Raw genomic sequence first — 26029 nt, 5'->3', positions numbered from 1 at the left:
AAACATGCCTGAGAAGCCGATCGTGCCCAACGTGCTGGCCGCGCGCTACGCGTCGCCGGAGATGGTGGAACTCTGGACCGACGAGCGCAAGGTGGTGCAGGAGCGCCGCCTCTGGATCGCCGTGCTGGAGGCCCAGTCCGACCTGGGCGTGGACGTGCCGGCCGAGGCCGTCGCGGCCTACCGCGTGGTGCTCGACCAGGTGGACCTGGCCGCCATCGAGGCGCGCGAGCGCGTCACCCGGCACGACGTGAAGGCCCGGATCGAGGAGTTCAACCGGCTCGCCGGGTACGAGCACATCCACAAGGGCATGACCTCGCGTGACCTCACCGAGAACGTCGAGCAGCTCCAGATCCGGGACAGCCTGACCCTGGTCCGCCGCCGCTGCGTGGCGGTGCTGGTGCGGCTCGGGCGGCTCGCCGCGGAGTACGCCGACACGGTGATGGCCGCCCGTACCCACAACGTGCCCGCCCAGCCGACGACCCTCGGCAAGCGGTTCGCCGGGGTGGCCGAGGAGATCCTGCTGGCGGTGCGGCGCCTGGACGACCTGCTGGACGCGTACCCGATCCGGGGGGTGAAGGGGCCGGTGGGCACCGCGCAGGACATGCTCGACCTGCTGGGGGGCGACCGGGATCGGCTGGGCCGACTGAACGACCGGGTGGCCGCCCACCTCGGGGTGACCCGGGCGATGGTCAGCGTCGGCCAGGTCTATCCGCGGTCGCTCGACTGGGAGGTGCTCAGCCTGCTGGTGCAGGTGGCCGCCGGGCCGTCGTCGCTGGCCACCTCGCTGCGGCTGATGGCCGGGCACGAGCTGGCCTCCGAGGGGTTCGCCGAGGGGCAGGTCGGCTCGTCCGCGATGCCGCACAAGATGAACATGCGCTCCTGCGAGCGCATCAACGGCCTGATGGTCGTGCTGCGTGGTCTCGCCGACATGACCGGGCAACTGGCCGGCGGCCAGTGGAACGAGGGTGACGTCTCCGACTCGGTCGTCCGCCGCACCGCGCTGCCCAGCGCGTTCTTCGCCCTGGACGGGATGCTGGAGACCGTTCTCGTGGTGCTCGACGAGTTCCAGGCGTTCCCGGCCGTTATCGACCTGGAACTCCAGCGCTACCTGCCGTTCCTCGCCAGCACCCGAATGCTGCTCGCCGCGGTGCGCGCCGGGCAGGGCCGGGAGACCGCGCACGAGATCATCAAGGAGCACGCCGTGCGGCACGCCGGCCTGCTGCGTGCGCGCGGCGGCGAGAACGGTCTGCTGGACGCGCTGGCCGCCGACGAACGCTTCCCGCTGGGCCGGACGGAGCTGGACGCCCTGCTGGCGAACCGGTTGCTGTTCACCGGCGCGGCGGCCGACCAGGTCGCCGAGATCGTGAAACGGATCGACCGGGAGGTGACCGCCGACCCGGACGCCGCCGGATACCGCCCCGCCGCCCTGCTGTGAGGGGTAGTAATCACGTGGTTACCGTATACGGACGAAGGCCGCCTCCAGTGAGGAGTTTCCATGCAGCACGAGACGGTCCGGTTGCTGACCGCCTACCACCCCGCGACTACCGCCGAGACCACCGACAAGGAACGGACGCTCGCCCTGCTCGACCAGAGCGACCCGTGGTCGCGGGACATGCCCGTGCACCTGACCGCGTCCGCCCTGATCGTCCACCCGCCGACCCGCCGGGTCCTGCTGCGCTGGCACGCCCGGATGCAGGCGTGGTTGCAGGTCGGCGGGCACGGCGACCCGGGCGAGCGCGACCCCCTCGACGTGGTGCTGCGGGAGGCCCGCGAGGAGACCGGCCTGGACGACGTGACGCCCTGGCCGGACAGCGCGGTGCGGCAGGTCGCCGTGCTGCCGGTGCCCGCCAGCGCCACCGAACCCGCGCACGAGCATGCCGACCTGCGCTTCGTCCTGGCCACGGCCACACCCGAGGCGGCCCGCCCGGAGAAACCGACCGCCGAACTGCGCTGGCTCACCCTGCCCGAGGCGTTCGACCTGGTGACCGAGCCGAACCTGACCGAGTTCCTGACCCGGGTGGGGGAGTTGTTCGACCAGGAACGCTGAAACCTGAAGGAGTGGAACGCCGTGACCGACCTCGCCCTGCCGACCGGCGACCCCGACATCGTCGGGCGCAGCAAGAAGATCTGGCTCGTCGAACCTGGCCGCTGTGTGGTGGAGATGATCCCGTCGCTGCGCAGCTTCACGTACGACCGTGACGACCTCGTCGACGGCACGGCCGAACTGCGGCTGGACTTCTTCGAGCACGTGTCCGGCCTGCTCGCCGCCAACGGCGTCCACACGGTGTTCCACCAACGGCTCGGCCCGGTCACCTACCTGGCCGATTATCGGCCCTCCGTACCGTTCGAGGTGATCGTCAAGAACCGGGCCACCGGCTCCACCATCCGCAAGTACCCCGGCCTGTACGCGGAGGGGCACCGGTTCGACCCGCCGGTGGTCAAGTTCGACTACCGCACCGACCCGGAGGACCAGCCGATCGGCGAGGACTACCTGCGCGACCTCGGCGTGGACGTGGCCGCGTACCGGCAGATCGCGCTGAACTGCAACCGCCTGCTGTGCGACCGGCTGGAACCCCTGGAACTGTGGGACTTCTGCCTCGTGGTCGCGGAGGACGACGACCACGGTCTGGTCATCAACTCGGAGATCTCACCGGACTGCATGCGGTTGCGGGCACCGGACGGCACGCCCTACGACAAGGACCTGTTCCGGCGCGGCGCGCCGGCCGCCGAGATCATCGCCCGCTGGCGCGAGCTGATGGAGCTGGTGCGTCGTGGCTGAGCGGATCGCACTGGTGACCGGGACGAACCGCGGCACCGGCCGGGCCATCCGTACCCGGCTGCTCGCCGACGGCTACCTCGTCCGCTGCCTGAACCGCAACTCCTGCGCCGACCACGACGACCCGGTCCTCGCCGACCTGGCCCACGGCCCGACGGTCAGCCGGGCCGTCGCCGAGGTCCTGTCCGACACCGACCGGCTGGACCTGCTGGTCCTCAACGCGGTGACCCGCGGCTTCGGCCGGCTCGCCGACCTCGACCCGAAGGACTGGGACGAGGCCGTCGCGGTCAACCTGACCTCGGTGGTACGCGTGGTCCAGGTGGCCCTGCCCAAGCTGCGCGCGGCCGGCGGGCACATCGTCATCATGGGTTCGCACGCGGGCGTCCGCCCGTTCGAGGAGGGTGTCGCCTACTGCGCGACCAAGGCGGCGCTGCGTGCGGTGGCCGAGGTGCTACTGATGGAGGAACGCCCGCACGGGGTCCGCACCACGCTGCTGAACCCGGGCGCCATCCGCAACTTTGACGACGACATCGCCGACACCAAGATGAGCGTCGAGTCGGTCGCCTCGGTGGTGTCCTGGGCCGCCGCGACCCCGCCGGACGTGGTGCTCGGCGAGATCGAGCTGCGGCCCGCCCTACTGGACCCGCCGCCGGTCACCGGCCTGGACCGCCTGCAGTACATATGAGAGCCGGGGAGGCAGTGGCATGACGGTCCGGACGCCGCTCGTGGCCTGGGACGAGGAGACCCGGACCCTGCACGTGGTGCTCCACGAGGTGACCGACGCCTCGCCGCCCCGGTCGGTCCGGCGCAGCCTGCTCTGTTGGGTAAACTTCGATGCCGCCGGCGCGGTCTGCGGCGTGGACGTGCACGACGTCTCGCCCGACGTGACCCGCGCCATCCCGCATTTCACCGGAGTCGACATCATCGGCCGCACGCTGCTCGACGACGGCTGGCTCTGGATCCCCCTGTCCGACAACTCCACGCACCGGCGCCGGAGCGGTTCGGCCGACGTCCGGTTCACCCTGGACACCACCGGCCTCGCCGCCCTGACGGTGCACTTCGCGGAACGGAAAGCCACTTGACCTACCTCGCGATGCTCCGCCTGCCCGCGGTGACCCGGCTGCTCTGCGCGGCCGTTGTGGGCCGGCTCCCCACCTCGATGGTGGCCCTCGCACTCACCCTCACCCTGCGGGAGAACGGGATCGGCTACCAGTTCATCGGGTTGGCCCTGGCCGTGCTGACCGTGTCGCAGGCGGTCGGCGGCCCGGCGCTCAGCCGGCTGATCGACCGGCGCGGCCAGACCACGGTGCTCTCGGTCTCGGCGCCGGTGTCGTCGCTGGCGATCATCGCGGTCGCCGCGGCACCCGACAACCGTGCCGTGGTCCTGATCGGGGTTGCCCTCTGCGGCCTGGCCACCCCGCCGCTGGAACCCTGCCTGCGCGCGCTCTGGCCGGGCCTGGTGGGGGAGAAGAACCTGCAACGCGCGTACTCGCTGGACTCGGTCGGCCAAGAGGTCATCTTCGTGACCGGGCCGTTGCTGATCGCGCTGACCGTCGCGGTCGCCTCGCCCGGCGTCGCGCTGGTCCTCACCGGAGTGCTGTGCCTGGCCGGCACCGCCGTGTTCGCCAGCTCGCCGCCGTCACGGCAGTGGCGCGGCGCGGCGTCCAATGCCGGGCTGCTCGGCCCGCTGCGCAGTCCCCTGCTCGTGCTGATGCTCGTCGGGATCGCCGCCACCGTCATCCCGATCGGCGCGGTGAGCATCATCCTGGTGTCCTACGCCGAGCAGACCGAGGTGTGGGGTGGTGCCAGCGTGCTGCTCGGCATCTCCGCGGTCGGCGCGTTCACCGGCGCGCTGACCAACGGGCGGATCGAGTGGAAGACACCGGCCGCCACCCGGATCGTCGTGTTCAGCGCCTGCCTCGGCACCTCCTACCTGCTGGTCGGCACGCTCGCCCCGGTCTGGATGATGGCCGTCATCGTCTTCGTCGCCGGGTTCTTCCTGCCGCCGCTACTGGTGATCGCGTTCACCCTGACCGACGAACTCGCACCGACCGGCACCATCGTCGAGGCCTTCGCCTGGTTGGTCACCCTGTTCGCGGTCGGCTCCGGCATCGGCGCCGCGGTGGCGGGCGCGGTCCGCGACACCGCGGGCACCCGGGCCGCCGCGCTCACCGTCGGCGGCCTCGCCTTCCTCGGCGTCGCCGTGCTCGCCGTCTTCTGGATTGCGCACACGTCCCGGGTCAAGGTCGCGGTGTCCTGATGGCCGGCCGCCGCCTTCTCTGCGTCGACCTGGACGGCACCCTGCTCGATCCGGCCGGGACCGTGGCGCCGGGAGTGGCGGCGGCGCTGCGCCAGGCGTGCGCGGCCGGGCTGGCCGTGGCGGTCCTGACCGCCCGGCCGGCCCGGGACGTGCCCGCCGCCGTCCGGGCGGCGATCCCGGCGACCACGTGCTGGGGGTACAGCAACGGTGCGCTCGTCCAACTGCCCGGCGAGGCGCCGGTCCGGCTGGCCGGGCTCGCGCCGGACCTGGTCGGCGACCTCGTGCGGGACCTGTCCGCCCACTGCCCGTCCTGGACGTACGCGCTGGACCTGGCGGAGGCCACCGTGCTGCGCGACCCTTTTCCGCCCGAGGCGGCCGTGCACTGGAACGACGTCCGCCGGGTCACCGCCTTCACCGGCCGGGAGACCGCCTCCAAGATCCTGGTCCGCACCGGGGAACGGGCGGGACCGGCCGAGGTGGCCCGGGTGCAGCGGGTGCTCGGCGACCGTGCCGAGGTCACCGCGTCCGGCGGCCGGTACGTGGAGGTCAACCCGCCCCACGCCGGCAAGGCGGCGGCGATGTGCCGGCTCGCCCGGACGCTGGGTGCCACCTTCGTCGCCGCCGCCGGTGACGGGCTCAACGACATCCCGATGCTGGCCGCGGCCGACGTGTCCGCGGCACCCGCCAACGCGGAACCCGCGGTACGCGCGGCAGCCGCGCACCTGCTGCCCGGCAACGACGAGGACGCCGTCGCGGCGTTCGTCACCCTGCTGCTCGGGGCCGGGGCCGCCGTCGACTGAGAGGAGTCCCATGTCCCTGCATGTCCCGTACGGCTCCTGGCCCTCCGGATGGCGGGCCGAGGACGCGGCGCAGGCACCCCGCACCGTGGACTGGACCGGCTTCGCCGGTGGCTGGGTCCGCTGGGTGGCCGCCGATCCCGCGGACGGCCGCAACCACCTGCTCACCGCCAGCGCACCGGGACGGGTCACCGACGTGCTGCCGCCCGGGTGGGACGTCCGTACCGCCTACCAGGAGTACGGCGGGCGCCCGTGGACCGCCGGCCCGCGCGGCGAGACGGTCTTCGTGCACTGGGACGACCAGCGCCTGCACCGGCACGTCCCGGACGGCACCGTCGTCGCCCTCGGACCGGCGAGCGGCGACCGACGCTACGCCGACCCGGTGATCCGCGGCGACGAGGTGTGGTGTCTGCGCGAGAGCGGCGGCGTGCGCCGCCAACTGGTGGCCGTGCCGCTGGACGGCAGCCGGTCGGAACGCGTCCTGGCCGGCACCCACGACTTCCTCACCGGCCCCCGGGTCAGCCCGGACTGCGCCCGGGTCGCCTGGACCGGCTGGAACCACCCGGACATGCCGTGGGTACGCACCGACGTGATGGTCGCCGGGATCACCACGGACGGCCGCCTCACCGGCGTCCGGCGCCTCGCCACCGGTCCGGACGAGTCGGTGACCCAGGTCGAGTGGAGTGTCGACGGCCGCTCGCTCGTGGTGGTCAGCGACCGCAACGGCTGGTGGAACCCGTACCGGGTGGACGATGACGACCGCTGGCACCCGATCTGTCCGCGCCCCGAGGAGTTCGGCGAGGCGCTGTGGCGGGTCGGCGCGAGCACGGTCGCCGCGCTGCCCGGCGGCACCCTCGCCGCTGCGCACGGCACCGGCGCCCGCCGGCTCAGCGTGCTCGGCGCCGACGGGGGCCTGACCGCCGCGGGACCGGATCTGAACGGCTGGACCGACTGGCAGTCCGTGACGGCGTCGGGCAACCGGATCGCCGCGGTGGCCGCCGGACCGGGCCGCCCGCCGGCCGTCGTGCTGACCGGCGGCGGCCGCACCGACGTGCTGTGGACCACGCCCGGCGTCCCCGCCGGCCACCTGCCGCCGCCGGTGCATCGCACCTACGCCGGCGTGCACGCCTACGTCTACGAGCCGTGCCACCCCCGGGTCACCGGCCCACCCGGCGAGACCCCGCCCTATCTGATCCAGGCGCACGGCGGCCCGACCAGCCGGAGTCGCCCCGGTGGGGTGGAGGCGGCCATCGCGTTCTTCACCAGCCGGGGCATCGGCGTGGCCGACGTCCAGTACAGCGGTTCCACCGGCTTCGGCCGCGGGTATCGGGACCGGTTGCGGCACCGCTGGGGCATCGCCGACGCCCGGGACTGCGCCACCGTCGCCCGCGCGCTGATCGCCGAGGGCCGGGCCGACCCGCACCGGCTCGCCCTCCGCGGCACCAGCGCCGGCGGCTGGACCGCGCTGCGCGCGCTGGTGGACGAACCCGGCCTGTTCCGCGCCGCCGCGGTCTCCTTCCCGGTGCTGGACGCGGCGTCCTGGGCGGCGGCCACCCACGACTTCGAGTCCCGGTACGCCGACTGGCTGATCGGCGACGCGGTCGCCGACCGGTCGCCGATGGCCTGCGCGGACCGGATCCGCGGTTCGGTGCTGCTCATGCAGGGCGCCCGCGACGCGATCTGCCTGCCCCGGGACGCCGACCGGTTCGTGGAACGCCTGTGCCGTTCGTCGGTGGCCGTGCGCTATCTGCGTTTCCGGCACGAGGGGCACGGATTCCGCGACCCCGGAGTGGTCGCCGAGTGTCTGCGCGCCGAACTCGACCTGTACGGCTCTGCATTCGGATTCCTCCTACCGGGAAACGGAGCGGAATTGTCATGAGCAGAACCGCAGGAGTGACACCGGGAACGACCCCCCTATTGCGCATCGCGGTGCCGAACAAAGGCACCCTCGCGGCGAACAGTGCCCGTCTGCTCGCCGCCGCCGGGTTCTCGTTCGCGCCGGCCCGGGAGCGGCTGTTCAGCGCCGACCCGATCAGGTCCGCCGAGATTCTCTACCTGCGGGCCCGGGACATTCCCGCCATGATCGCCGGAGGGTACGTCGACGCGGGCATCACCGGCCGCGACCTGGTCGCCGACTCCGGCCACGAGCTGCGCGAGCTGCTGCCGCTCGGCTTCGGCCGTTCGGTGGTCCGGTTCGCCGTGCCGCCCGGCACCGACGAGGACCCGCGGACGTGGCACGGCAAGCGGATCGCCACTGCACTGACCACCCTGACCAGGCGGCATCTGGCCAAGTTGGGCGTGCGGGCCCGGGTGGTGCCGATGAGTGGCGCCGTCGAGGTCGCCGTGCACGCCGGGATCGCCGACGCGGTGGCCGACGTGGTAGATTCCGGCCGGACCCTCGCCGCGCACGGACTGCGCGCGGTCGGCGCCCCACTGATCGTTTCCGAATCGGTGCTGGTGGCCGTGCCGCACCGGGCCGGTTCGGTCCGGCTGCGGAATCTCGCCGACCGCCTCGCCGAACGCCTTCCGGTCGGGGACACGGTGTTCGTCCGGTGATGATAGAATCGGCGAACGTCTATTCGAGAGGCAAGCCGGAAGTTATGAGAAGGTCTCCAGGCCTGACCCTGGTCTTCGACGCGGACGACACGTTGTGGGAAAACAACGTTCTCTTCGAGAATGTCATCGACGCGTTCATAGAATGGCTCTCCCACCCGACGCTGGACCGGGTCGAGGTCCGTGCCCTGCTGGACGAGATCGAGCGCGCCAACGCGGTCACGCACGGCTTCGGCAGCGCCATGTTCCTGCGCAGCCTGCACGCCTGCTTCGAGCGGCTGCGCGAACGGCCCGGCACCCCCGAGGAGCGGCGGCAGATCGAGGAGCTGGCACGCGCCCTGGTGGACCGCGAGGTCGAGCTCATCCCCGGGGTCGCCGACACGCTCGGCGAGCTGGTCAGCCGGCACGACCTCCACGTGTTCACGAAGGGAAACCTGGCGGAGCAGCAGCAGAAGTACGATGCGTCCGGTCTGGCCCGGTTCTTCTCCGGTGTGCACATCGTAGACGACAAGCGCACCGCCGACTATCGCGCGTTGCTCGACCGGCTCGGCCTCGACCCGGCCGCCACCTGGATGATCGGCAACTCCCCGAAGTCGGACATCCACCCGGCGCGCCAGGTGGGCATGGGCGCGGTGCTGATCCCGAACGAGAACACCTGGGTGCTGGAGCACCAGGAGCTGGACCCCGATCCGGGCGTGCTCACCCTTACCCGGTTCCCCGAGCTGCTCGACCACTTCTGAGACCGGGAGGCGTGGTGCCCGACAGGCCGATAGGAATCTTCGATTCCGGCGTCGGCGGGCTCACCGTCGCCCGCGCCCTCGCCGATCAGCTGCCCGCCGAGAGCCTGCTCTACCTGGGCGACACCGTGAATGTCCCGTACGGGTCGAAGTCGATGGCCGACGTGCGCCGCTACTCGTTGGCCTGCCTGGACCGGCTGATCGACGAGGGCGTCAAGCTGCTCGTCATCGCCTGCAACAGCGCCGCCGCGGCCTGCCTGCACGACGCCCGGGAACGCTACGCGGTGCCGGTCGTCGAGGTGATCCGACCGGCGGTGCGGCGGGCGGTGGCGGCCACCCGCAACGGCCACGTCGGTGTGATCGGCACCCACGCCACGGTAGCCAGTGGCGCCTACGAGGACGCGTTCGCCGCCGCCCCGGACCTGTCGGTCACCAGCGTGGCCTGTCCCCGGTTCGTCGAGTTCGTCGAGCGGGGCATCACGTCCGGCCCGGCGTTGCGCAGCGTCGCCGAGCGCTACCTGTTGCCGTTGCAGGCGGGCGGCGTGGACACGCTGGTGCTCGGTTGCACGCACTACCCGCTCCTGGCCGGGCTGCTCAGCCTGGTGATGGGCAACGGGGTCACGCTGGTGTCCAGCGCCGACGAGACGGCCAAGACGGTCTACCGGATGCTCGCCGAGGGTCGGGTGGCACGCGCGACCGGCGACGAATCGGCCCGGCACCGATTCCTCGCCACCGGCGACGTCGCGCCGTTCGAGCGGCTCACCACCCGCTTCCTCGGCCTGTCTCCGGCGATGGTGTTGACGACTGCGGCGGCCTAGACGATCTATTCCAAGGGGTAGCGACATGAGAGGCGAGGGCGTCCATGATCGACATTGCCGAGCAACGATGACCATGGAGGCCACGTGCACGTCGATCGGGACACCCTCGCCACCGCACTGTACGTGAGGATCGACGACGAGCTGAAAGCCTCACCGCAGCTCCATCGGCAGCGGCCACAGGTCGGGATCGCACCGAGGATCACCGACGCTGAGCTGATCACCCTCGCGGTCCTCCAAGCCCTGCTCGGCCACCACAAGGAAGCCCGATGGATCCGCCACGCCCGCGCGAACCTGACCCATCTGTTCCCCCACCTTCCGAAACAGCCCGGATACAACAAGCGGCTCCGCGCACTCGGCGCCCAGATCACTCACCACATCCGGGTTCTCGTCCTGGACACCGACCTGTGGCACGACCCGGTCCGTATCGCCGACTCGACCCCGGGTGGAATGCGGACGCTCTCGTGAGACCGTGAAACGCTCCGACCTGGCCGAGTGGGCAACCTACGGCTACTGCGCCTCGCACTCCCGCCGCTTCTGGGGACTGACTACGCCTGCACCTGGTCACGACCGTGCACGGACTGCCGGTCGCGTTCGCCCTGACCACCGCCAAGACCAACGAACGAGAGGTCCTGGTCGACCTGTTCGACCTGGACACCGGCCTGTTGACCCATCCCGACGGGCTGGTCCTGATCGTGGACAAGGGCTACCGCGACGCCACCACGGAACGACTATTGACCGAGCGTGGCGTGACCATGATCCGTCCCGCGTACCGGACCGAGAAACCACGCCCCGGCCGGGTACTGCTCCGCGCGATGCGCCAGCGCATCGAGTCCGTCAACCAAACCCTCAAGGGCCAACTCGACCTGGAGCAACACGGCGGTCGCACCCCGGCGGGCGTGGCCGTACGCGTCCTGCAACGCATCCTCGCGATGACCGCCGCGATCTGGCACAACTGGCACACCGGCGAACCCGTCATGCGCTCACTCGTCGCGTACGACCACTGACCCCTTGGAATAGATCGTCTAGTGGTCACACCCGCCGTACGGCCACGAGATCGTGGTTCCAGCAGGCCAGTGGGTCGGTGTCTCGGCGCACGTATCCGGTCACCCGGCCCAGGACGATCGTGTGGTCGCCGCCGTCGCGCAGCCCGTACGCCCGGCAGAGGATCCGCGCCATCGCGACCGGCAGCGACGGCGTACCGGAATCGAGATTCTCGACCTCGACCCCGGCGAACCTGTCGACGCGCCTGGAGCCGAACCGCAGCGCCAGATCGCGACCGTCGGCGCCGATCACATTGACGCAGAACGTCTGCGCGGCGACCAGCCGGTCGTGCGAACGCCCGCTGCGGTCCACACAGACCAGCAGCAGCGGCGGGTCCTCCGAGAGCGACACCACCGAACTGGCGGTGAACCCGTACGCCTCACCCTGCTCGTCACGCGCCGTGATGACGGTGACCGGGCCGACCACTGCGGACATCGCTTGCCGGAACGTGCCGGATCCGGGCCGAACCGGCACCAGCTCGGCGGTCTGCTCGTACATCGGCTGCCCTCTTCCGTATCGTCAGGCCGCGATCCGCCGGCGCGCGGGCACCGGCAGGCCGAGGTGGTCACGCAGCATGGTGCCGGCGTACTCGGTGCGGAACAGGCCGCGCCGCTGCAACTCGGGCACCACCAGCTCGGTGAAGTCGGTGACCGAACCGGGCACCGTGCTCGGGTAGACGTTGAAACCGTCCGCGAGGCCCCGCTCGAACCAGTCCTGCATCATGTCCGCCACCTCGGTCGGACTCCCGACCACGGTGTGCGCGGGCTGCGTCGGGCAGGCGTGCACCAGATCCGCGTAGGTGATCCGGTCCGGTCCGGTGGCGGTGCGCCGGGTCAGCCGGGTGATGTCGGCCAGCCGCTGCCGGGCCTCCGGTGCCACCGCCGCCAGCTCCGCGGCGGGCACGGCTGCGGACAGGTCGTCGGGTATGCCGATCCCGAACAGCCGCGCCGCCGAACCGCGATTATGCCGTAGCCCCTCGCCGAGGCCGCCGGCCCGCACCTGGGTGCCGGTTTCCCGCTCGGGATCGAGCGGCAGCAGCGCGTTCAGCGCGTCGTAGCGGGCCACCGCCTCCCGGGTGGTTGGCGCGACCACGACGATCAGGCCGGGCAGGATGGTCACGTCGTCGGCGCGGCCGTGGCGGGCAGCCCGCGCCTTGATGTCCGCGTAGAACTCCGCACGCGCCTCCAGATCCGGTTGCGGGCCGGCGAACACCACGTCCGCCGCGCTCGCGCTGAGCTCCCGGGCGCGGTCCGAGGTGCCCGCGTTCAGCAGCACCACCTGACCCTGCGGCGGGCGGCCCACGTCGAGCGGCCCATCCACCGAGAAATACGTGCCCCGATGCCGCACCGGCCGGCCCGGTTCGCTGTCCCAGAGCGCCCGGACCACGACCAGGGTCTCCTCCGCCCAGTCGTAGCGCCGATCGGTCGGCCAGTGCTCGGTGCGGCCGAAGTTGCCGGCCGCCGCCGGGTCCGCGCCGGTCACCAGGTTCCAGGCGGCCCGGCCGCCGCTGAGATGGTCCAGGGAGGCGAGCAGCCGGGCAATGCCGTACGGGTCGGAGTAGGTCGGGTTGGCGGTCACCACGATGCCGATCCGCTCGGTGGCGGCGGCGATCGCGGTGGCGGTGACGAAAGGTTCCAGCCGGGAGATCTGCGCCGGATTGCTGTGCTGTAGGGCCGGGTCGCTGGCCAGGCGGTCGCCGAGGAAGATGAAGTCGAGCCGAGCCCGCTCGGCGGCCTGGCTGACCTGCTGGATCAACGCGATGTCGTAGGCGGCGTCGGCGCGGGCGGACGGGTGGCGCCAGCCGGCCGGGTGGGTGCCGGTGGCCCAGAACATCAGCCCGAGGTGCATCATGCGTGCGGTCACGTCGGTCGGCTCCTGTCGGTCGGCGCTCGTGGGGTGCGGCGCGTTGTCGCGGAGGCGGCGCTCTCGCGCGGGCGTCAGCGCGTCCGGCCGGTCCGGGCGCCGACGCAGTGGGCGAGGCGGTTCGCGGGTCGGCTCAGACCGAAGCGTTCGCGCAGCAGGAACGGCCGTTCCGCGGGCCGGTCGGCGGTCCACGTCGGCAACCCGGCCTCGGTGAACGCGACGCACTCCTCGGCGCTGTCGAACCGCACGAGCCAGCCGACGGCGCCGTCCGCGTCGTCCGGCCCCGACCGCCGGACGTCGTCCGGCCGCGCGGCCCATAACCACGGCCGGTCGTCGTCGCCCGGCGACCGGCCGATCAGCACGTCCGCGTCGGCCGCCGCGCCCCGGTCGTCGGCGTCCGCCAGCACGAGCGGATGCCCCTGCGGCGGTCGGATCACGTTCAGCGGCCCGGCCACCCGCAGCAGCGGTCCCTCATGGTTCAGCGTGTGCACCCGGTCGCCGTCGACGAACTGCATGGTCGCCTTGTCGTGGGTGAACGCGCCGTCCTCCCAGGTGTCCCAGAGGTCGCGCAGCAGCGGCAGGTATTCCGCGGTGCGCGCCGCCCGGTCCACCGCCGGGTCGACACCCGCACGACGGTGGTTCGCGTCGGCGGCCGGGTCCGGCGCGCTCGACGCCAGCCACCCGGACCGCCCCCCGCTCACGTGGTCCAGCGAGGCGAGCATCCGGGCCAGGTTGTACGGCTCGGTGTACGCGGGCGGCATCTCGATCACCAGCCCGATCCGTTCGGTTCGTGTGGCCAGCCAGGACGCGGTGATCAGCGCGGCCGGCGGTCCCGGCCGGTCATCGGGCGCGGCGGGCCGGTCGGGCAGCACCAGGAAGTCCACCCCGGCTGCCTCGGCCGCCCGGGCCGTCGCGACCGGTTCCGTGCCGGCGGGCAGCTCGTAACCGACCAGGGGGCCAGCTCTGTATCCGCTCACGACTCTCCTTCGCATGGCTACCCGGGCACGGGACACCCGGCCAGCCCGGTGCGGTGAGGGTTACCAGGGAGACGACTTGACCGCCAGGGGCGTGACAGCGGCCGTTGCCGGCTTTTGTGAGAGTCGCTAGCGTTCCCTGGCCAGACGGGCCCAGAGTTCGAGGATCGCGGTGACTTCCCCGGAGTTGACGAACCAGGTTGCCCGGGACGGTTCCCGCGTCGAGGAGGCGAGTGGGCGCGGCCCGAGCCGGTTCCGGGGCGACGTCGCCGGGCTGCGAGCCGTGGCCGTCGGGGTGGTGCTGTTCTACCACGCCGGGCTGTCGTTCCTGCCCGGCGGTTTCGTCACAGTAATCAGCGTCGGGCTTGGCCTCGACGCTGACTTTGTTTCACCGGGGCTGTAGGTGAGTGTAGTGGCGCGGCGCCGCGCCACCCCGGACTCAGGACGGCACTTGGTGCGGCATTGCTTCCATGGGAGCGCTTCCGCACACTGTGTGGGCACGGGTGGGTGGCGTCCTCCCACCGGATCAGGAGCTGAGATGCGTCACCGTGTTCTGATCGGCCTGGCCGCGATCTTCCTGGCCTTTTCGGTAACCGTCGCGGTACCCGCGCTTGCGGCGGGGCCATTGCTGACCGTCAACATCGTGCAGACCTCGGTCTGGAACACCGGGTACGGTGCCACCGTCGCCATAGTCAATGTCGGCGACGCTGCCTCCAGCACGTGGACCGTGGAGTTCGACCTGCCGGCCGGCACCACGATCACCAACTCGTGGAGCTCGGTGCCTACCGGCAGCGGGCAGCATCACACGTTCGTCAACGCCGCCTACAACGGCGACATCGTCCCCGGTGCGCAGGAGAGCTTCGGCTTCAACGTCAGCGGCCTGGGTCTGCCGTACAACTGCACCGTCAACGGCGTGCCGTGCTCCGCCGGCACGCCGTCGCCGAGTCAGACGACGACACCCGGCCCGTCGTCCAGCCCGTCGCCGAGTCCGACCCCGTCATCCTCACCGAGCCCGTCGCCGACGGGCAGCGGCGACGTCGTCGATGTGGCGACCGGAGCCCAGCTCAGCACGGCACTGGCCGCCGCCGTGCCAGGGCAGACGATCCGGTTGGCGTCAGGGGAGTATCGCGGGTCGTTCCTTGCCCGCCGGTCCGGTACCTCCGCCCAACCGATCACCCTGACCGGGCCGCGTACGGCGGTCCTGGTCAACGACGGGCCGTCCGGCAGTGCGCCGTCGTGTCCGAACCCGACTGTCGGCTGGGATCCGGGATACGGGTTGTGGCTGGTCGACGCCCCGCACTGGAACCTGGTCGGCTTCACGGTCAGGGACTCGAAGAAGGGTGTCGTGCTGGACAACTCCCCCCACGTCACTATCGACGGCCTGCATGTACACCACATCGACGAAGAGGGGGTGCACTTCCGTCGCTCGTCGGCCGACGGGATCATCCGCAACTCGGTGGTCGAGCACACCGGGCTGGTGCAGCCCCGATACGGGGAGGGCGTCTACATCGGCTCGGCCGGGTCGAACTGGAACTGTCACGGCAACTCCGGCGGCGCCGACCGCTCCGACCGCGTGCAGGTGATCGGCAACCGGATCGGCCCGTACGTCGCTGCCGAGCACGTCGACGTGAAGGAGGGCACCCTCAATGGTGTGATCCGGGACAACACCTTCGACGGGCGCGGTATCGCCGGCCAGAACTCGGCGGACTCGTGGGTGGACGTCAAGGGCAGCGGGTACGTGATCGAGAACAACACCGGCACGTTCGCCCCGCCGGGGACGTTCGCCAACGGGTACGAGACGCACAACCCGACCACGACACCGACGTTCCAGAACGGATGCGGCAACGTGTGGCGGTCCAACTCGTCCGACCTCGGCGGGGTCGGGGTCTACGCCGTCTACATCACCTCCCGGTCGAAGTGTTCCGGCAACCTCAATGTCGTATACGCGTCGAACACTTTCCGTAATGCCGCGTCGGGCTTGACCAACATCCCGGTAACCCCCTGACCGGCCCGAGCGCGTCCCTGTGGTGGCGGCCGGCACGGGCTTGACCCCTGATCTCGGACACGGGGTTCATGTTGGGCCGGGCCGGTATGGCTGGCGCTGGCCGGGGTGCTTCTCGTCGGTGATCGGTTGCTGCTCTCACCGGGCCGAGAACGGCATCGGACGGTGTTGCAGCGGTGCAACCACCGCAACCCGTGCACCACCAGCGAGGGACCGGCAGCGACCCGCTTCTCAGGGGCAGGCGAGCCGTAGCTCGCGGCAGGCGTTGCTCTTGACGGTCGTGTTCGGTGTGGCGTACCGGCGGCTGCGACGACGGCACCCGGGTCCAGCCCGGGGTCAGGACCTCAAGGCCCGGTAGGTCGTCGCGGTGACCGCGCCGTACGCGAGGTGCGGTATCAGGTCGGCCATCCAGTCGGCGGCACTCCACGTCCGCGGGTCGGTCACCTTGAGCATGGTCATCGGCGTGGAGGCGGCGATCATCGCGGTAACGGTGAGCGCGGCGGTGGCGGTGGTCCAGCGGGGGCGGCCAGGGGCGGCGAGGGCGTACAGGGCGGCGGCGCCGATACCGGCGGCGTATCCCAGCAACGGGCCGATCCCGGCGCGCCGGTTGGCGGCGGTCTGCTCGTCGCCAAGGTCGACGTGCAGGGTACTGGCGAGCCGGTCGGCGGTCCGCTCGGGGGTCTGGCTCGCGGGTCGGGCACGCAGCGTCATGTCCAGGTAAGTGACGATGTTCAGCGCGGTGGAGCCGGCAGCACCGGCGAGTGCTGCGCTGGGAAGCTGTCGCATGCCGGTGGCCTACCCCGGAGCGGCCTGAACAAACAGCTCCGGGCTGGTGACGTGCCGACGGGTTGGTGTCGACCGGGCGACGCACACGGCTCCGGTGCGGGCGTTCGCGCCGGAGCGCGAACTCGTCGATGGGTACGGGCCTCTCACCGGCGGTCGGTGCCGGGACGGCTGTCCCGACCCGGGTGGGACGACCGTCCCTGTCGGTCGGGACGACCGGCCCGGCACTGTGTGCGCCACAGGAAGCGGGCCGGGCAGCGGCCCGCCTGGCCAGAGGAGCACGTGGTGCGTACGAGAGGAATACCGCGCGGCCGGAGACGGCCCGGCACTGGTCCGTGGTGGCGGGGTTGTGCCGTCGTCCTGGCCGGGCTGATGGTGGCGACCGCCCACCAGACACCGGTACGGGCGTCCGACCCGGTGGCGTTCGACGAAGGCCAGGCGCAGGCGGCGTTGTTCGCCGCGGCCGTGCAGCTGACCGGGCCGGACACCGGTGGGCTGAAGAATGCCCTGCTCACCGCCGAGTTGCTGGACTGGCGGTCGGCGAACCCGGCCGCCAGCAGCGGCGACGTGGCCGCGCACGCGGCGGCGGTGCGGGCGCTGGCCGACCAGGCGGTGCCGGACAGCCGGGGTGACCAGCTCTCCCGGTTCGCGTTCGCCTCGGCGGTGCTGGCGAAGCTCGCCGGGCCCGGCAGCCCGGCCAGGGCGAACGGTCCGGCGGTCCGGGCGTTCCTGACCAGCACGGTCGGCGCCGAAGGGGCCAACGTGGTCCAGGACGCCCTCGACCTGGTCCGGGGCGGCTACCAGGACGCGGCGTGGAACGCCCGGGTGCGGGACGTCGCCGGCTCGACCTGGCGGACCCTGCACGAGCGGGCCACCACCGACGACGCGTTGGCGACCGGCTGGGACACAGCGTTCGCGGCCCGCGCCGGCGCCAGTGTGCGGGCCGGCGAGGCGACCCTGCTGGCCGTGCAGATCCACCCGCCGCGCTCCGGGAACCCCGGCACGCTCGGCCATTACGTGCCGCTGGCCGCGCTGCGTGCCGAGAGAGGCGACGCGGCCGGGTACAAGGCGCTGGTCGAGCAGCAGGCCACCCGGGTGCTGACGGTGTTGGGATCCGACGCGGACACCCGGATCACCGAGGTGATCCACTACTCGACGACGTACGTGCTCAACCAGGACCCGAAGCCGGACGCCGCCACCCGCGAGGCCGAGCGGGTCAGGACCGAGAGCAACAAGAAGGTCTTCGAGGGTCTCGGTGCGACGGTCGACGTGCTCTCCACCCTGATGGGCTTCGCCGACCCGCGGTTCGGCAAGCAGTTGCAGACGGTGGGCAAGGCGATCGTGACCTCGGTGACCGCGATCAACACCTACATGACGACCGTGCTGGGGCAGGGCCTGACGGCGGCGGCGACGGCGATGGGTACCGCGGTGCTCACCGGTAACCTGCTCGGCGCGGCGATGAGCCTGGTGTCGCTCTTCGCCGGCAGCGGCCCCGACCCGAACGCGCTCATCCTCGGCGAGATCGCCAAGCTGCGCGAGCAGATCAACCGGCTCGCGGTGGGAATGAACAGTCGGTTCGACCGGATCGAAACCGCCCTCAACACCATGTACGCCGACCTGGTCGGCCTGCTCACCGACCTGACCCGCTCGGTGGCCGAGGTTCGCGCCCGGCTCGGGCAGATCGCCACCCAGTTGCAGACCATCGAAAGCAAGATCGACTCGATGGCACTGGCGATCCACGTCGCGCTGCAGGGCATCGAGCAGGGCGACCTGAACACGGTGATCACCACGTACGTGCACCACAGGGAGATCGCCGGCGTGCCGATCCCGGACTACGCCACCGTCTACTACCCGAAGGCGGAGTCGCCGACGTTCAAGTTCGCCACCGTCACCGCCGCGAACCAGGTCACGTTCACCGCGCCGGAGGGCGCCAACCAGGCCGACCCGGTGTCGGTGTTGAACACCTACCTGCCGGAGGGGTCGATCAACTACCTGACCAGTTGGGCGGCCGGCAGGGTCGGCGGCGACTGGCCCAACGAGCGGGTGGCCCACCCGGGGGCGTGGAGCACCGCCGCCCGCACCTACAACATCCTGCAACTGGAGAACCCGACCTACGCTGCCCAGGTCACCAGCGCCCGCGCGGAGGCGATCGCCGACGCCGGGGACCAGATCAACCAGCGGGTACGCCAGTTCAGCAAACCCGCCACCGGCGGCGCCACCAACCCGCTGTTCACCACGCTGGTGCAGGACTACCGCGACGCGATGGCCGGCTGGGCCGCCCAGGTGGAGGAGATCCGTCGGGCCGTCATGTGGAACGGCCACGACGTGCCGTTGCCGCAGTACGACCTCTGGGGTGATGCCGACCAGGCGGTCACGGCCCGGATCCCGGAGGCGTCGACGATGTCGTCGTGCTCGAACGTCCAGGGATCCCGCGCCGTGCCGTCCACACTGCGGCGAGCCACCCTGCCCAACGCGTACCACCTCGCCGACCACGGTCTGCCGACCGCGAAGCGACCCGAGTTCCACACCTGCTACGAGGCGCGTTTCGTCAACGTCGTGGAGAACGAGGGCCCGCGCTTCCACACCACCAGCGGCGACCTCCAGGTCACCGTGCGGTCGCGGGTCAGGTGGCACGGCGGTGACTGGCAGGTCGCGCAGACCGCCACCCGGGTCTTCCCGATCGGTGTCTACTGCTCGTGGGACGTGCGGTCGCACGAGCCCAACGGCTACTGCTACGACGAGGTGCACTACCTGAACCAGCGGTGGAACACCAACTACCGGCCGGCGTTCGAGTCGGCCCCGGTGGCGCCGGTCGCTGCCGCGACCGAGACCGCCCGCGCCAAGGCCGCCGCGATGCTCGCCGGTCGGCAGCGCTACTTCTACCGGGTGTTGCTCGACGGCAGCGGCGTCAACCCGCCGGCCGGTGGGCATGGCTGGGACAACTCCCGGATCCTGTGGCAGCGCGGCAAGGCCGTCTCCGACGCCGTCCGCATGCTGCAGGCGTACTCGGAGCTGGGTTGGGCCACGGCGTTGGAGTCCGACGACGCGATGAGTGGCATGCTGTTCGGCACCCGGGCGCTGCCCAGCGACTGGTCGCGGCCACGCACCGACGTCGACCAGACGGCGAACCAACACTTCCGGAACACGTTCCTGCGTGCGTTGGGCAACTACGACGACTGCGTACAGACGGATTCCTGGGATCCCTGCGCCAACGACCGGTCCGGATTCGACCCCCGCACGGGACAACCGCAGTACGGTTTCGCCTGCCCCCAGGCCGACGTGCCGGGCAGGCCGCGGGATCCCATCGGCTCGTGTCTGGTCAGCGTCGGCGACATCCGGGTCGGACTGCTCGCCGAGCGGTACGCGCACTGGTCGGGTCGGATCGCCGCCGGCAGCCACGTCGAAGGCCTGCCGAAGGTGACCGCCTCGGTCGACTACACCCGCGCTGTCAACGCAAACCTGCACTGAAAGCGTCAGGTCTGTAGGCAAGCAGGTGGGTCGGGACGACCGGGGGGCGTCCCGACCCACCGTTCGCCATCGACGAACTGGTGCTGAGGAGAGGAAAGTCCAATGGGGTTGGCAACTGGCGGTGGAGCCGACAACCGGATCCTGCTGATCGCGAGCGACAACACCTTCGCGCACACCTACGCCGACCTGGCCGAACTGCTGGCCGAGCCGGCTGAGGGCGACAAGCTCGGTGGTGCCGTCGAGTTCTTCGACGCCACCGGACGCCGGCTCGCCCCGGTGTTCGATGCGCAGTGGGTGCTGATCGACCTGCGACCCGGCGACGAGCCGGCCGACCCCACCGCGATCCAGCATCGCCTACAAGCGGTGCGGGACCACGTGGAGTGGTTCCTCACCACCTACCCGGACGTCGCCGAACGGGCCCGGTTGAGTGTCGCCGAGGCCGTCGCCAGCCTGCCACCGCCCGGCCGCAGGCTGACCGACGACATCGACCTGTTGCCCCGGCACCACGAGGGCAACCAGGGCAACTTCCTGCACAACGCGATGCACGCGGCCGGCTGGGCACACTGACCGGCCTCGTCGAGGCGGGAGGTCGCCGTGGCATCGGACAATCACCGCGTACGCCGCTTGCCGCTGGCCGGGGCGACAGTGGTCGTGGCGCTGCTCGTCCTGGCCGGACAGTTCCACCAGCGCGACGGTGCGCTTCTCGGGCCCAGCTCACTCACCGCGGTCTTCGCCGCGGCGTTCACCGCGTGTGGTGGGCTGGTGCTGGCCGGCGTCGCCGGTCACCCGGTCGGTCGACTGATGCTTGCCGCCGGCCTGCTCGCCGTCGGCGAGACGCTCGCGCTGAGCTGGTCGTCGTGGCTGCCGCTGGCCTGGTTGGCGCAGTGGCTGTGGTGGCCGCCGTACACCCTGGTCTTCCTGGCTCTGCTGGTCTTCCCGGACGGGCGGCTGCCGGGTCCGCGATGGCGGGTCGTGGCCGCTGTCCTCGTCGGCTGCGCGGCGATCTCCACCGCCGGGTTCGCGGCGGCCGCCGTCGACGACCCGCGTGGCCTGCTGTTGACCGGTGAACTGGCCGCCACCGGCCGGGCGCAGTTGCTCGTCCGGTTCGCCCTGGTGGCGATCGCCGTGGAACTGCTCGCTGTGGGTGCGGTCCTGTGGTCGCTGGTGCGCCGGTGGCGCCGCGCGTGGGGTGAGACCCGTCAGCAGCTCGCCTGCCTGTTCGTCGCCGGGGCGCTGTTCCTGCTCGGTCTCGTGCTCGACGGGCTGAACCTGGCCGGTGCCTGGGTGCTGATGGTGGTGGCCGTTCCGGGCGGACTGACCCTGGCGGTGCTGCGGTACCGGCTCTACCAGCTGGAACAGGTGATCAACCGGATGTTGGTCTGGTCGGTGATGAGTCTGCTGGTCATCGCCGGTTTCGTGGCCACCGTCGCGCTGCTGCGGGACCTGCTCCTCGCCGGTGACACGTCGAACGCCTCGCTGGCGGCGACCGGGCTGATCGCGGTCACCTTCGAGCCGGTGCGCCACCGGGTGCAGCGCGGCGTCAACCGGCTGTTGTACGGCGACCGCGACGATCCGTACGGGGTGTTGACCCGCCTGGGTGGACTGCTGGCGAACACCGTGCAGCCGCACGCCGTGCCGGCGCTGCTGACCGGCACGATCGCCCTGTCGCTGCGGGTGCCGTACGTCGCCGTGGAGGTCGACGATCCGGCCGGTGCCGACCTGGCCGACGCGGTGTACGGCCGGTCGACCGGATCGACCGAGTGCTTCGCCATGGTGACTCACGGCGAGCGGATCGGTCAGTTGGTCGTGGCGCACCGCCGCCCCGGCGACCGCTTCACGCCGGTGGAGCGCCGGTTGCTCAGCGACGTCGCCCGGCACGCCTCGGTGGCGGTGGCGACCGCGCGGTTGATCCGCGAGCTGCGGGACTCCCGGGAACGGCTGGTCCTGGCCCGCGAGGAGGAACGCCGCAGACTTCGTCGGGACCTGCACGACGGTCTGGGACCGACCTTCGCCGGCATGTCGATGCAGGTGCGGGCGGCCAGCAAACTCGCCGGCGGTGGCGACCGCCTCGGGTCGATCCTGAACGAGCTGGCCGAGGACCTGCGTACCTGCACGGCGGAGGTCCGCCGGCTGGTCGACCAGCTCCGCCCGGCTGCCCTCGACCAGGGGCTGCAGGCGGCGCTGGGGGCCGAGTGCCAGCGCTTCGACGGACCAGGGCTGCGGGTACGGCTGTACGTCGGCGACGATCTGCGGGTGCTGCCAGCGGCGGTGGAGGTGGCAGCGTACCGGATCGTGGCCGAGGCGTTGTCCAATGTGGCCCGGCATGCCCGGGCCGGTCGGTGCGACGTCCGGGTCGGCCATGACAACGGCTTTCTGCTGTTGGAGGTGGTCGACGACGGTGTCGGCGCGGCCCGTCCCCGGCCCGGCGGAGTCGGTCTGGACTCGATCCGGCAGCGTGCGGCCGAACTCGGGGGACGTTGCGAGATCGGGGACAACCCGGCCGGCGGGACGGTGGTGCGGGTCCGGCTGCCGTGGCCGGATCATGTCCAGGGGACGACTGGTCTCGGCGGGACGACCGGATGTGGTTGGAGGAGCGGGCATGCCGGAACCGGTGCGGGTGCTGATCGTTGACGACCATCCGGTGGTCCGCCGTGGTCTGCGGACGATGCTCGACGGTGAGTCGTGGGTGGCGCAGGTGGTGGAGGCGGCGTCCTGCGCCGAGGCGCTCGCGGCGGTCGTCCACCAGCAGGTCGACGTGGTCGCGATGGACATCGCCCTGCCCGACGGTGACGGCGTGCGCGCCACGGCGCAGATCCTGCGGCACCGGCCGCGGACCGCGGTGCTGATGTTGACCATGGCAGACGATGACGAGCTGGTCGCCCGGGCTCTGCGGGCCGGCGCCCGTGGCTACCTGCTCAAGGACACCGACCCGGACGTGGTGGTCGACGCGCTGCGTACCGCTGCTTCCGGCGGGCTGGTGCTCGGTCCGGGAGTTCGGTTGCCGGGGTCGGTCGCACCGGCCGGCCGGTCGCTGTCACCGGCGGTGTTGCCACCGCCGTTCGACCAGCTCACGCCGCGGGAACAGGAGTTCCTGCGGCATCTGGCGGCGGGGGAGAGCAACCCGGTGATCGCCCGACGGTTCGGGGTCAGCGCGAAGACGGTACGCAATCAGATGTCCACCGTCTTCGCCAAGCTCGGTGTGGGCGACCGGGTGCAGGCCGCACTGTTGGCGCGCGACGCCGGCATCGTGTCGCCGGCCGAACCCCGAGGGCTCTCTGGTTGATCCTGTCCGCCCGACCCCGCGTGGTCGCCTGCCGACGGCAGCTGTGGTGATGGCGCGTGGGGTCGTCGCCGACGGTCCGGGGCGATGCCGCACGTCGCGCCACAGTGGACCTACCTGGGCTTTTGCATTTCGTGACCGGTGGGCGGCCACCGCCGCGGGGAATGGCGTCCGGCCTGACGAAACGAAACCACCTAAACGGACCTACTTCTCCAAGCTAGATCAGCTGCGCTCTCCGGGGAAATGTGGCGACCCGTTCAATGCCATGATCAGGTGTGGATCCGAGGCATCTTCATGGCGGAAGGGCTGGACACATGAAGCGGGATTCGTTGATAATGGGATCAGCTCGAGGGGGAGTACCCGCCACTGGACGCGCAGCCGACAATACGGACCCTTCGGGGTCCCGGTTGCGCGGGCCGGCTCTTCGCCGGCTCGGGAAGACCTTCGACCGATGTGCCGATGTGCCGATGATGTGCGTTGACAGGTCGGAAGGGGAATCGTGTCTGTGGTCCGCAACCACCGATTGATTGACCCCGCAGTCGAGAAGGTTTGCACTCGATTGTGGTTCGAGCCGCGATCCGGGATGGAGTCCGTCGGGGGGGGGGGGGGGGTGGCGTCGAGGGGTTGCCCAGCCCCGAGCTGGGTTGCAGCCCAGCTGGCGCCGCCGATTCGCCATGACTGACGCATCCTTCGTCCGCCTATGCCCTGAGCTGCGTCGCTCCTGACGCTGCCGGTTGTCGGGCCCATCCGAACCGCGTGTTCCCCTGCTGCGTGCCGACCAGGCCGTTCGCGGGTGGGGCTGCCGGTTCGAGTGGTCGTCCGGCCAGTCCGGCCAGCTCGGTGTCGCTGCGGGGCGCGGGCGTGTGACGTCCTCTCTCTCCCAGGCCAGATTGTGGTCCACGATCCCAGGTGACGGCCGTCGAAGCGTTGATCGCGCTTCGATCGGGCGTGGCGGGAAGCGTACGCGATCGTTGCGCCCGGTTCACTTCGGTGACGGTGCTGCAGCAGTCACCCGGTTTGTCGGGGCACCACGACCTTTCCTCCGATTGTCGTCAGAATGATCCGCCCTCTGCCATTTCGATCAATGTCGGAATGGGGTTGCCGCGGGTCCGTTGTCGACGATTTGTTCGACGGTCGACGACCGTTGCTGGGTTAGTGAACAGAGGTTTGACCCGCGCTGCCTCTCAGGTGTGAGGGCGCGCGGTTGTTGTGCCGACCATCCCGGCTGGATGTATGACGTCCGGGATCGATTCCGCCTGCCTGCGGGTGAGTCGGAGTACTCGTTGTCGGTTGTTCACCGAGGGTTCGGTCCTCGTTGGCTGTCCCTCACCGGTTTCTCCTCCTACCGATCGGAGTCGATCATGCACGATGTCATCGTCGTCGGAGCGCGTTGCGCCGGTTCGCCTGTGGCGATGCTGCTCGCCCGTCGCGGCCACCGGGTCCTGATGGTCGATCGGTCGTCCTTCCCGAGCGACGCGATCTCCACGCACTACCTGCACCAGACGGGGCTGTCCCGCCTGAAGGCATGGGGGCTGCTCGACGCGGTGATCGACGCCAAGACCCCGCCGATCCGCAAGATGCACTACCTGAACAACGGCATCGAGCTCAACGGCTTCGCCGACCCGATCGACGGGATCGACGCGGTCTACTGCCCCCGGCGCATCGTCCTCGACGAGATCCTGGTCAACGCCGCCCGCGGGGCGGGAGTCGAGGTCCTGGAGCAGTTCACCGTCACCGACCTGGTCTTCTCCGAGGGGAAGGTGGTCGGCGTCCGGGGTCGGGAGGCCGACGGTCCGGAACGGGAGTTCCGGGCCTCCCTGGTCGTCGGTGCCGACGGTGTGCACTCCAAGGTCGCCAGCAAGGTCGGCGCCGAACTGTACAACGTCCGTCCCGCCGCAGGCTTCACCTACTACTCCTACTACAGCGGCCTCGACTGGGGCATGCACCACAAGACCGGGTTCAACGAGCAGTGGTTCGGCACCTGGCCCACCAACGACAACCTGAACATGGTGGCCATCATCTGCACCAAGCGCCACCTGAAGGAGTTCCGGCAGGACCCGGAGCGGCGCTTCCAGGCCGTCCTCGACGACGTCGCGCCGGAGATGGGCGCGCAACTGCGCGAGCAGGGCCGCCGGGAGGAACCGCTGCGCCCGATGCGGTACCCGGACAACTACTACCGCCGCGCGTACGGGCCGGGCTGGGCCCTGGTGGGCGACGCCGGGTACCACAAGGACCCCATCACCGGGTGGGGCATCACCGACGCCTTCCTGCACGGCGAGATGCTCGCCGAGCGGATCCACGAGGGACTGTCGGGCCAGCGGATCATGGAGGAGGCGCTCGCCGACTACAACAAGGAGCGCGACGAGCAGAGTGCCGGCGTCTACGACTACACCACGATGATCGCCGAGCTGAAGCTGCCGCCGTTCTTCGACGCGGTGCTGCGGGCGATCAGCACCAGCGACGAGTGGACCACCAAGATGCTCGGCGTCATCGCGGGCGGGGTCGAGGACCACGAGATCTTCGCGCCGGACAGCCTCAAGCGCCTCTACGACGACGCGGGTGTGCCGGAGGAGAAGCGCATCTACGACCCGTTCTGATCACCAGCCGGCCGCGTGGGTGCCCACGAGGCGGCCGAGGCCGTCCGTCCCGTCACCGTTGATGCCCTTCTTGACTCCTG

22 protein-coding genes and 1 pseudogene are annotated in these 26029 nt (G+C 71.0%); 19 read left to right on the top strand and 4 right to left on the bottom strand.

Annotation, left to right across the window (positions count from 1 at the left end):
* Window positions 1–4: 4 nt before the first annotated feature.
* The 12 genes and pseudogenes from purB (at window position 5) to GA0070616_RS29395 (ending at window position 10945) form a co-directional block, all read left to right on the top strand.
* A complete protein-coding gene (purB, locus tag GA0070616_RS02755) occupies window positions 5–1435 on the top strand; it encodes an adenylosuccinate lyase (RefSeq protein WP_091075707.1) in 1431 nt (476 codons plus the stop codon).
* Window positions 1436–1495: 60 nt separating this feature from the next.
* Entirely contained in the window at window positions 1496–2047 is a 552-nt protein-coding gene (locus GA0070616_RS02750) for an NUDIX hydrolase (RefSeq protein WP_091075705.1), read from the top strand.
* A gap of 21 nt (window positions 2048–2068) precedes the next feature.
* Window positions 2069–2779: a phosphoribosylaminoimidazolesuccinocarboxamide synthase gene (locus GA0070616_RS02745; protein ID WP_091075703.1), complete on the top strand. Its 711-nt coding sequence runs from the start codon at window positions 2069–2071 to the stop codon at window positions 2777–2779.
* On the top strand, window positions 2772–3461 hold the full coding sequence (locus GA0070616_RS02740; protein WP_091075701.1) for an SDR family oxidoreductase: 690 nt from the start codon (window positions 2772–2774) through the stop codon (window positions 3459–3461). Before GA0070616_RS02745 ends, GA0070616_RS02740 begins: the two co-directional genes overlap by 8 nt.
* A gap of 19 nt (window positions 3462–3480) precedes the next feature.
* On the top strand, window positions 3481–3858 hold the full coding sequence (locus tag GA0070616_RS02735; protein ID WP_091075699.1) for a hypothetical protein: 378 nt from the start codon (window positions 3481–3483) through the stop codon (window positions 3856–3858).
* Window positions 3855–5036: an MFS transporter gene (locus tag GA0070616_RS02730; protein ID WP_091075697.1), complete on the top strand. Its 1182-nt coding sequence runs from the start codon at window positions 3855–3857 to the stop codon at window positions 5034–5036. Before GA0070616_RS02735 ends, GA0070616_RS02730 begins: the two co-directional genes overlap by 4 nt.
* Window positions 5036–5836 (top strand): HAD family hydrolase, encoded by an 801-nt coding sequence (locus tag GA0070616_RS02725; protein ID WP_091075695.1) that lies wholly within the window; start codon window positions 5036–5038, stop codon window positions 5834–5836. Before GA0070616_RS02730 ends, GA0070616_RS02725 begins: the two co-directional genes overlap by 1 nt.
* Before the next feature lie 10 nt (window positions 5837–5846).
* Window positions 5847–7712, top strand: coding sequence for a S9 family peptidase (locus tag GA0070616_RS02720; RefSeq protein WP_091075693.1), 1866 nt, complete (start codon window positions 5847–5849; stop codon window positions 7710–7712).
* 50 nt (window positions 7713–7762) lie between these two features.
* Window positions 7763–8389, top strand: a complete 627-nt coding sequence (hisG, locus tag GA0070616_RS02715; RefSeq protein ID WP_245712629.1) for an ATP phosphoribosyltransferase — start codon at window positions 7763–7765, stop codon at window positions 8387–8389.
* Window positions 8390–8433: 44 nt separating this feature from the next.
* Window positions 8434–9126 (top strand): HAD family hydrolase, encoded by a 693-nt coding sequence (locus tag GA0070616_RS02710; protein WP_091075690.1) that lies wholly within the window; start codon window positions 8434–8436, stop codon window positions 9124–9126.
* Between the two features lie 14 nt (window positions 9127–9140).
* Window positions 9141–9941 (top strand): glutamate racemase, encoded by an 801-nt coding sequence (gene murI / locus GA0070616_RS02705; RefSeq protein WP_091089710.1) that lies wholly within the window; start codon window positions 9141–9143, stop codon window positions 9939–9941.
* Window positions 9942–10025: 84 nt separating this feature from the next.
* A pseudogene (locus GA0070616_RS29395) lies at window positions 10026–10945 on the top strand (IS982 family transposase).
* 25 nt (window positions 10946–10970) lie between these two features.
* On the opposite strand, the gene GA0070616_RS02695 reads toward GA0070616_RS29395, so the two are convergent.
* The 3 genes from GA0070616_RS02695 to GA0070616_RS02685 form a co-directional block, all read right to left on the bottom strand.
* On the bottom strand, window positions 10971–11480 hold the full coding sequence (locus GA0070616_RS02695) for a flavin reductase family protein (RefSeq protein ID WP_091075688.1): 510 nt from the start codon (window positions 11478–11480) through the stop codon (window positions 10971–10973).
* A gap of 21 nt (window positions 11481–11501) precedes the next feature.
* Window positions 11502–12845 (bottom strand): LLM class flavin-dependent oxidoreductase, encoded by a 1344-nt coding sequence (locus tag GA0070616_RS02690; RefSeq protein ID WP_245712626.1) that lies wholly within the window; start codon window positions 12843–12845, stop codon window positions 11502–11504.
* Window positions 12846–12919: 74 nt separating this feature from the next.
* Window positions 12920–13822 (bottom strand): LLM class flavin-dependent oxidoreductase, encoded by a 903-nt coding sequence (locus GA0070616_RS02685; protein ID WP_245712625.1) that lies wholly within the window; start codon window positions 13820–13822, stop codon window positions 12920–12922.
* A gap of 169 nt (window positions 13823–13991) precedes the next feature.
* On the opposite strand from GA0070616_RS02685, the gene GA0070616_RS02680 reads away from it, so the two are divergent.
* Both GA0070616_RS02680 and GA0070616_RS02675 read left to right on the top strand, forming a co-directional pair.
* Entirely contained in the window at window positions 13992–14222 is a 231-nt protein-coding gene (locus GA0070616_RS02680) for a hypothetical protein (protein ID WP_091075685.1), read from the top strand.
* 135 nt (window positions 14223–14357) lie between these two features.
* Window positions 14358–15824, top strand: a complete 1467-nt coding sequence (locus tag GA0070616_RS02675; RefSeq protein WP_091075683.1) for a cellulose binding domain-containing protein — start codon at window positions 14358–14360, stop codon at window positions 15822–15824.
* 333 nt (window positions 15825–16157) lie between these two features.
* On the opposite strand, the gene GA0070616_RS02670 is transcribed toward GA0070616_RS02675, so the two are convergent.
* The gene (locus GA0070616_RS02670) at window positions 16158–16607 is read right to left on the bottom strand and encodes a hypothetical protein (protein ID WP_091075681.1); all 450 of its coding nucleotides are present in this window, start codon (window positions 16605–16607) and stop codon (window positions 16158–16160) included.
* Window positions 16608–16889: 282 nt separating this feature from the next.
* Between GA0070616_RS02670 and GA0070616_RS02665 the strand changes: the two genes are divergently transcribed.
* The 5 genes from GA0070616_RS02665 (at window position 16890) to GA0070616_RS02645 (ending at window position 25949) form a co-directional block, all read left to right on the top strand.
* Window positions 16890–20072: a methyl-accepting chemotaxis protein gene (locus GA0070616_RS02665; RefSeq protein ID WP_139128833.1), complete on the top strand. Its 3183-nt coding sequence runs from the start codon at window positions 16890–16892 to the stop codon at window positions 20070–20072.
* A 102-nt stretch (window positions 20073–20174) separates the two neighbouring features.
* Window positions 20175–20639: a hypothetical protein gene (locus GA0070616_RS02660; protein ID WP_091075677.1), complete on the top strand. Its 465-nt coding sequence runs from the start codon at window positions 20175–20177 to the stop codon at window positions 20637–20639.
* Window positions 20640–20666: 27 nt separating this feature from the next.
* A complete protein-coding gene (locus GA0070616_RS02655; protein WP_245712624.1) occupies window positions 20667–22703 on the top strand; it encodes a sensor histidine kinase in 2037 nt (678 codons plus the stop codon).
* On the top strand, window positions 22672–23355 hold the full coding sequence (locus GA0070616_RS02650; protein WP_091075673.1) for a response regulator: 684 nt from the start codon (window positions 22672–22674) through the stop codon (window positions 23353–23355). The genes GA0070616_RS02655 and GA0070616_RS02650 overlap by 32 nt, the downstream gene beginning before the upstream one ends.
* A gap of 1358 nt (window positions 23356–24713) precedes the next feature.
* Entirely contained in the window at window positions 24714–25949 is a 1236-nt protein-coding gene (locus tag GA0070616_RS02645; RefSeq protein WP_091075670.1) for an NAD(P)/FAD-dependent oxidoreductase, read from the top strand.
* Window positions 25950–26029: the final 80 nt, after the last annotated feature.

It is taken from the genome of Micromonospora nigra, from assembly GCF_900091585.1.
GTDB classification, from domain to species: domain Bacteria; phylum Actinomycetota; class Actinomycetes; order Mycobacteriales; family Micromonosporaceae; genus Micromonospora; species Micromonospora nigra.
Note: the sequence above shows the minus strand (reverse complement) of the source record. Positions and strands in the feature narration are given on the sequence as shown.

Coding starts and splice junctions, on each gene's coding strand:
- GA0070616_RS02660 (WP_091075677.1), top strand. CDS start 20,175: ATGGGGTTGGCAACTGGCGGTGGAGCCGACAACCGGATCCTGCTGATC.
- GA0070616_RS02750 (WP_091075705.1), top strand. CDS start 1,496: ATGCAGCACGAGACGGTCCGGTTGCTGACCGCCTACCACCCCGCGACT.
- GA0070616_RS02710 (WP_091075690.1), top strand. CDS start 8,434: ATGAGAAGGTCTCCAGGCCTGACCCTGGTCTTCGACGCGGACGACACG.
- GA0070616_RS02720 (WP_091075693.1), top strand. CDS start 5,847: ATGTCCCTGCATGTCCCGTACGGCTCCTGGCCCTCCGGATGGCGGGCC.
- GA0070616_RS02650 (WP_091075673.1), top strand. CDS start 22,672: ATGCCGGAACCGGTGCGGGTGCTGATCGTTGACGACCATCCGGTGGTC.
- GA0070616_RS02645 (WP_091075670.1), top strand. CDS start 24,714: ATGCACGATGTCATCGTCGTCGGAGCGCGTTGCGCCGGTTCGCCTGTG.
- GA0070616_RS02695 (WP_091075688.1), bottom strand. CDS start 11,480: ATGTACGAGCAGACCGCCGAGCTGGTGCCGGTTCGGCCCGGATCCGGC.
- GA0070616_RS02725 (WP_091075695.1), top strand. CDS start 5,036: ATGGCCGGCCGCCGCCTTCTCTGCGTCGACCTGGACGGCACCCTGCTC.
- GA0070616_RS02670 (WP_091075681.1), bottom strand. CDS start 16,607: ATGCGACAGCTTCCCAGCGCAGCACTCGCCGGTGCTGCCGGCTCCACC.
- GA0070616_RS02675 (WP_091075683.1), top strand. CDS start 14,358: ATGCGTCACCGTGTTCTGATCGGCCTGGCCGCGATCTTCCTGGCCTTT.
- GA0070616_RS02735 (WP_091075699.1), top strand. CDS start 3,481: ATGACGGTCCGGACGCCGCTCGTGGCCTGGGACGAGGAGACCCGGACC.
- purB (WP_091075707.1), top strand. CDS start 5: ATGCCTGAGAAGCCGATCGTGCCCAACGTGCTGGCCGCGCGCTACGCG.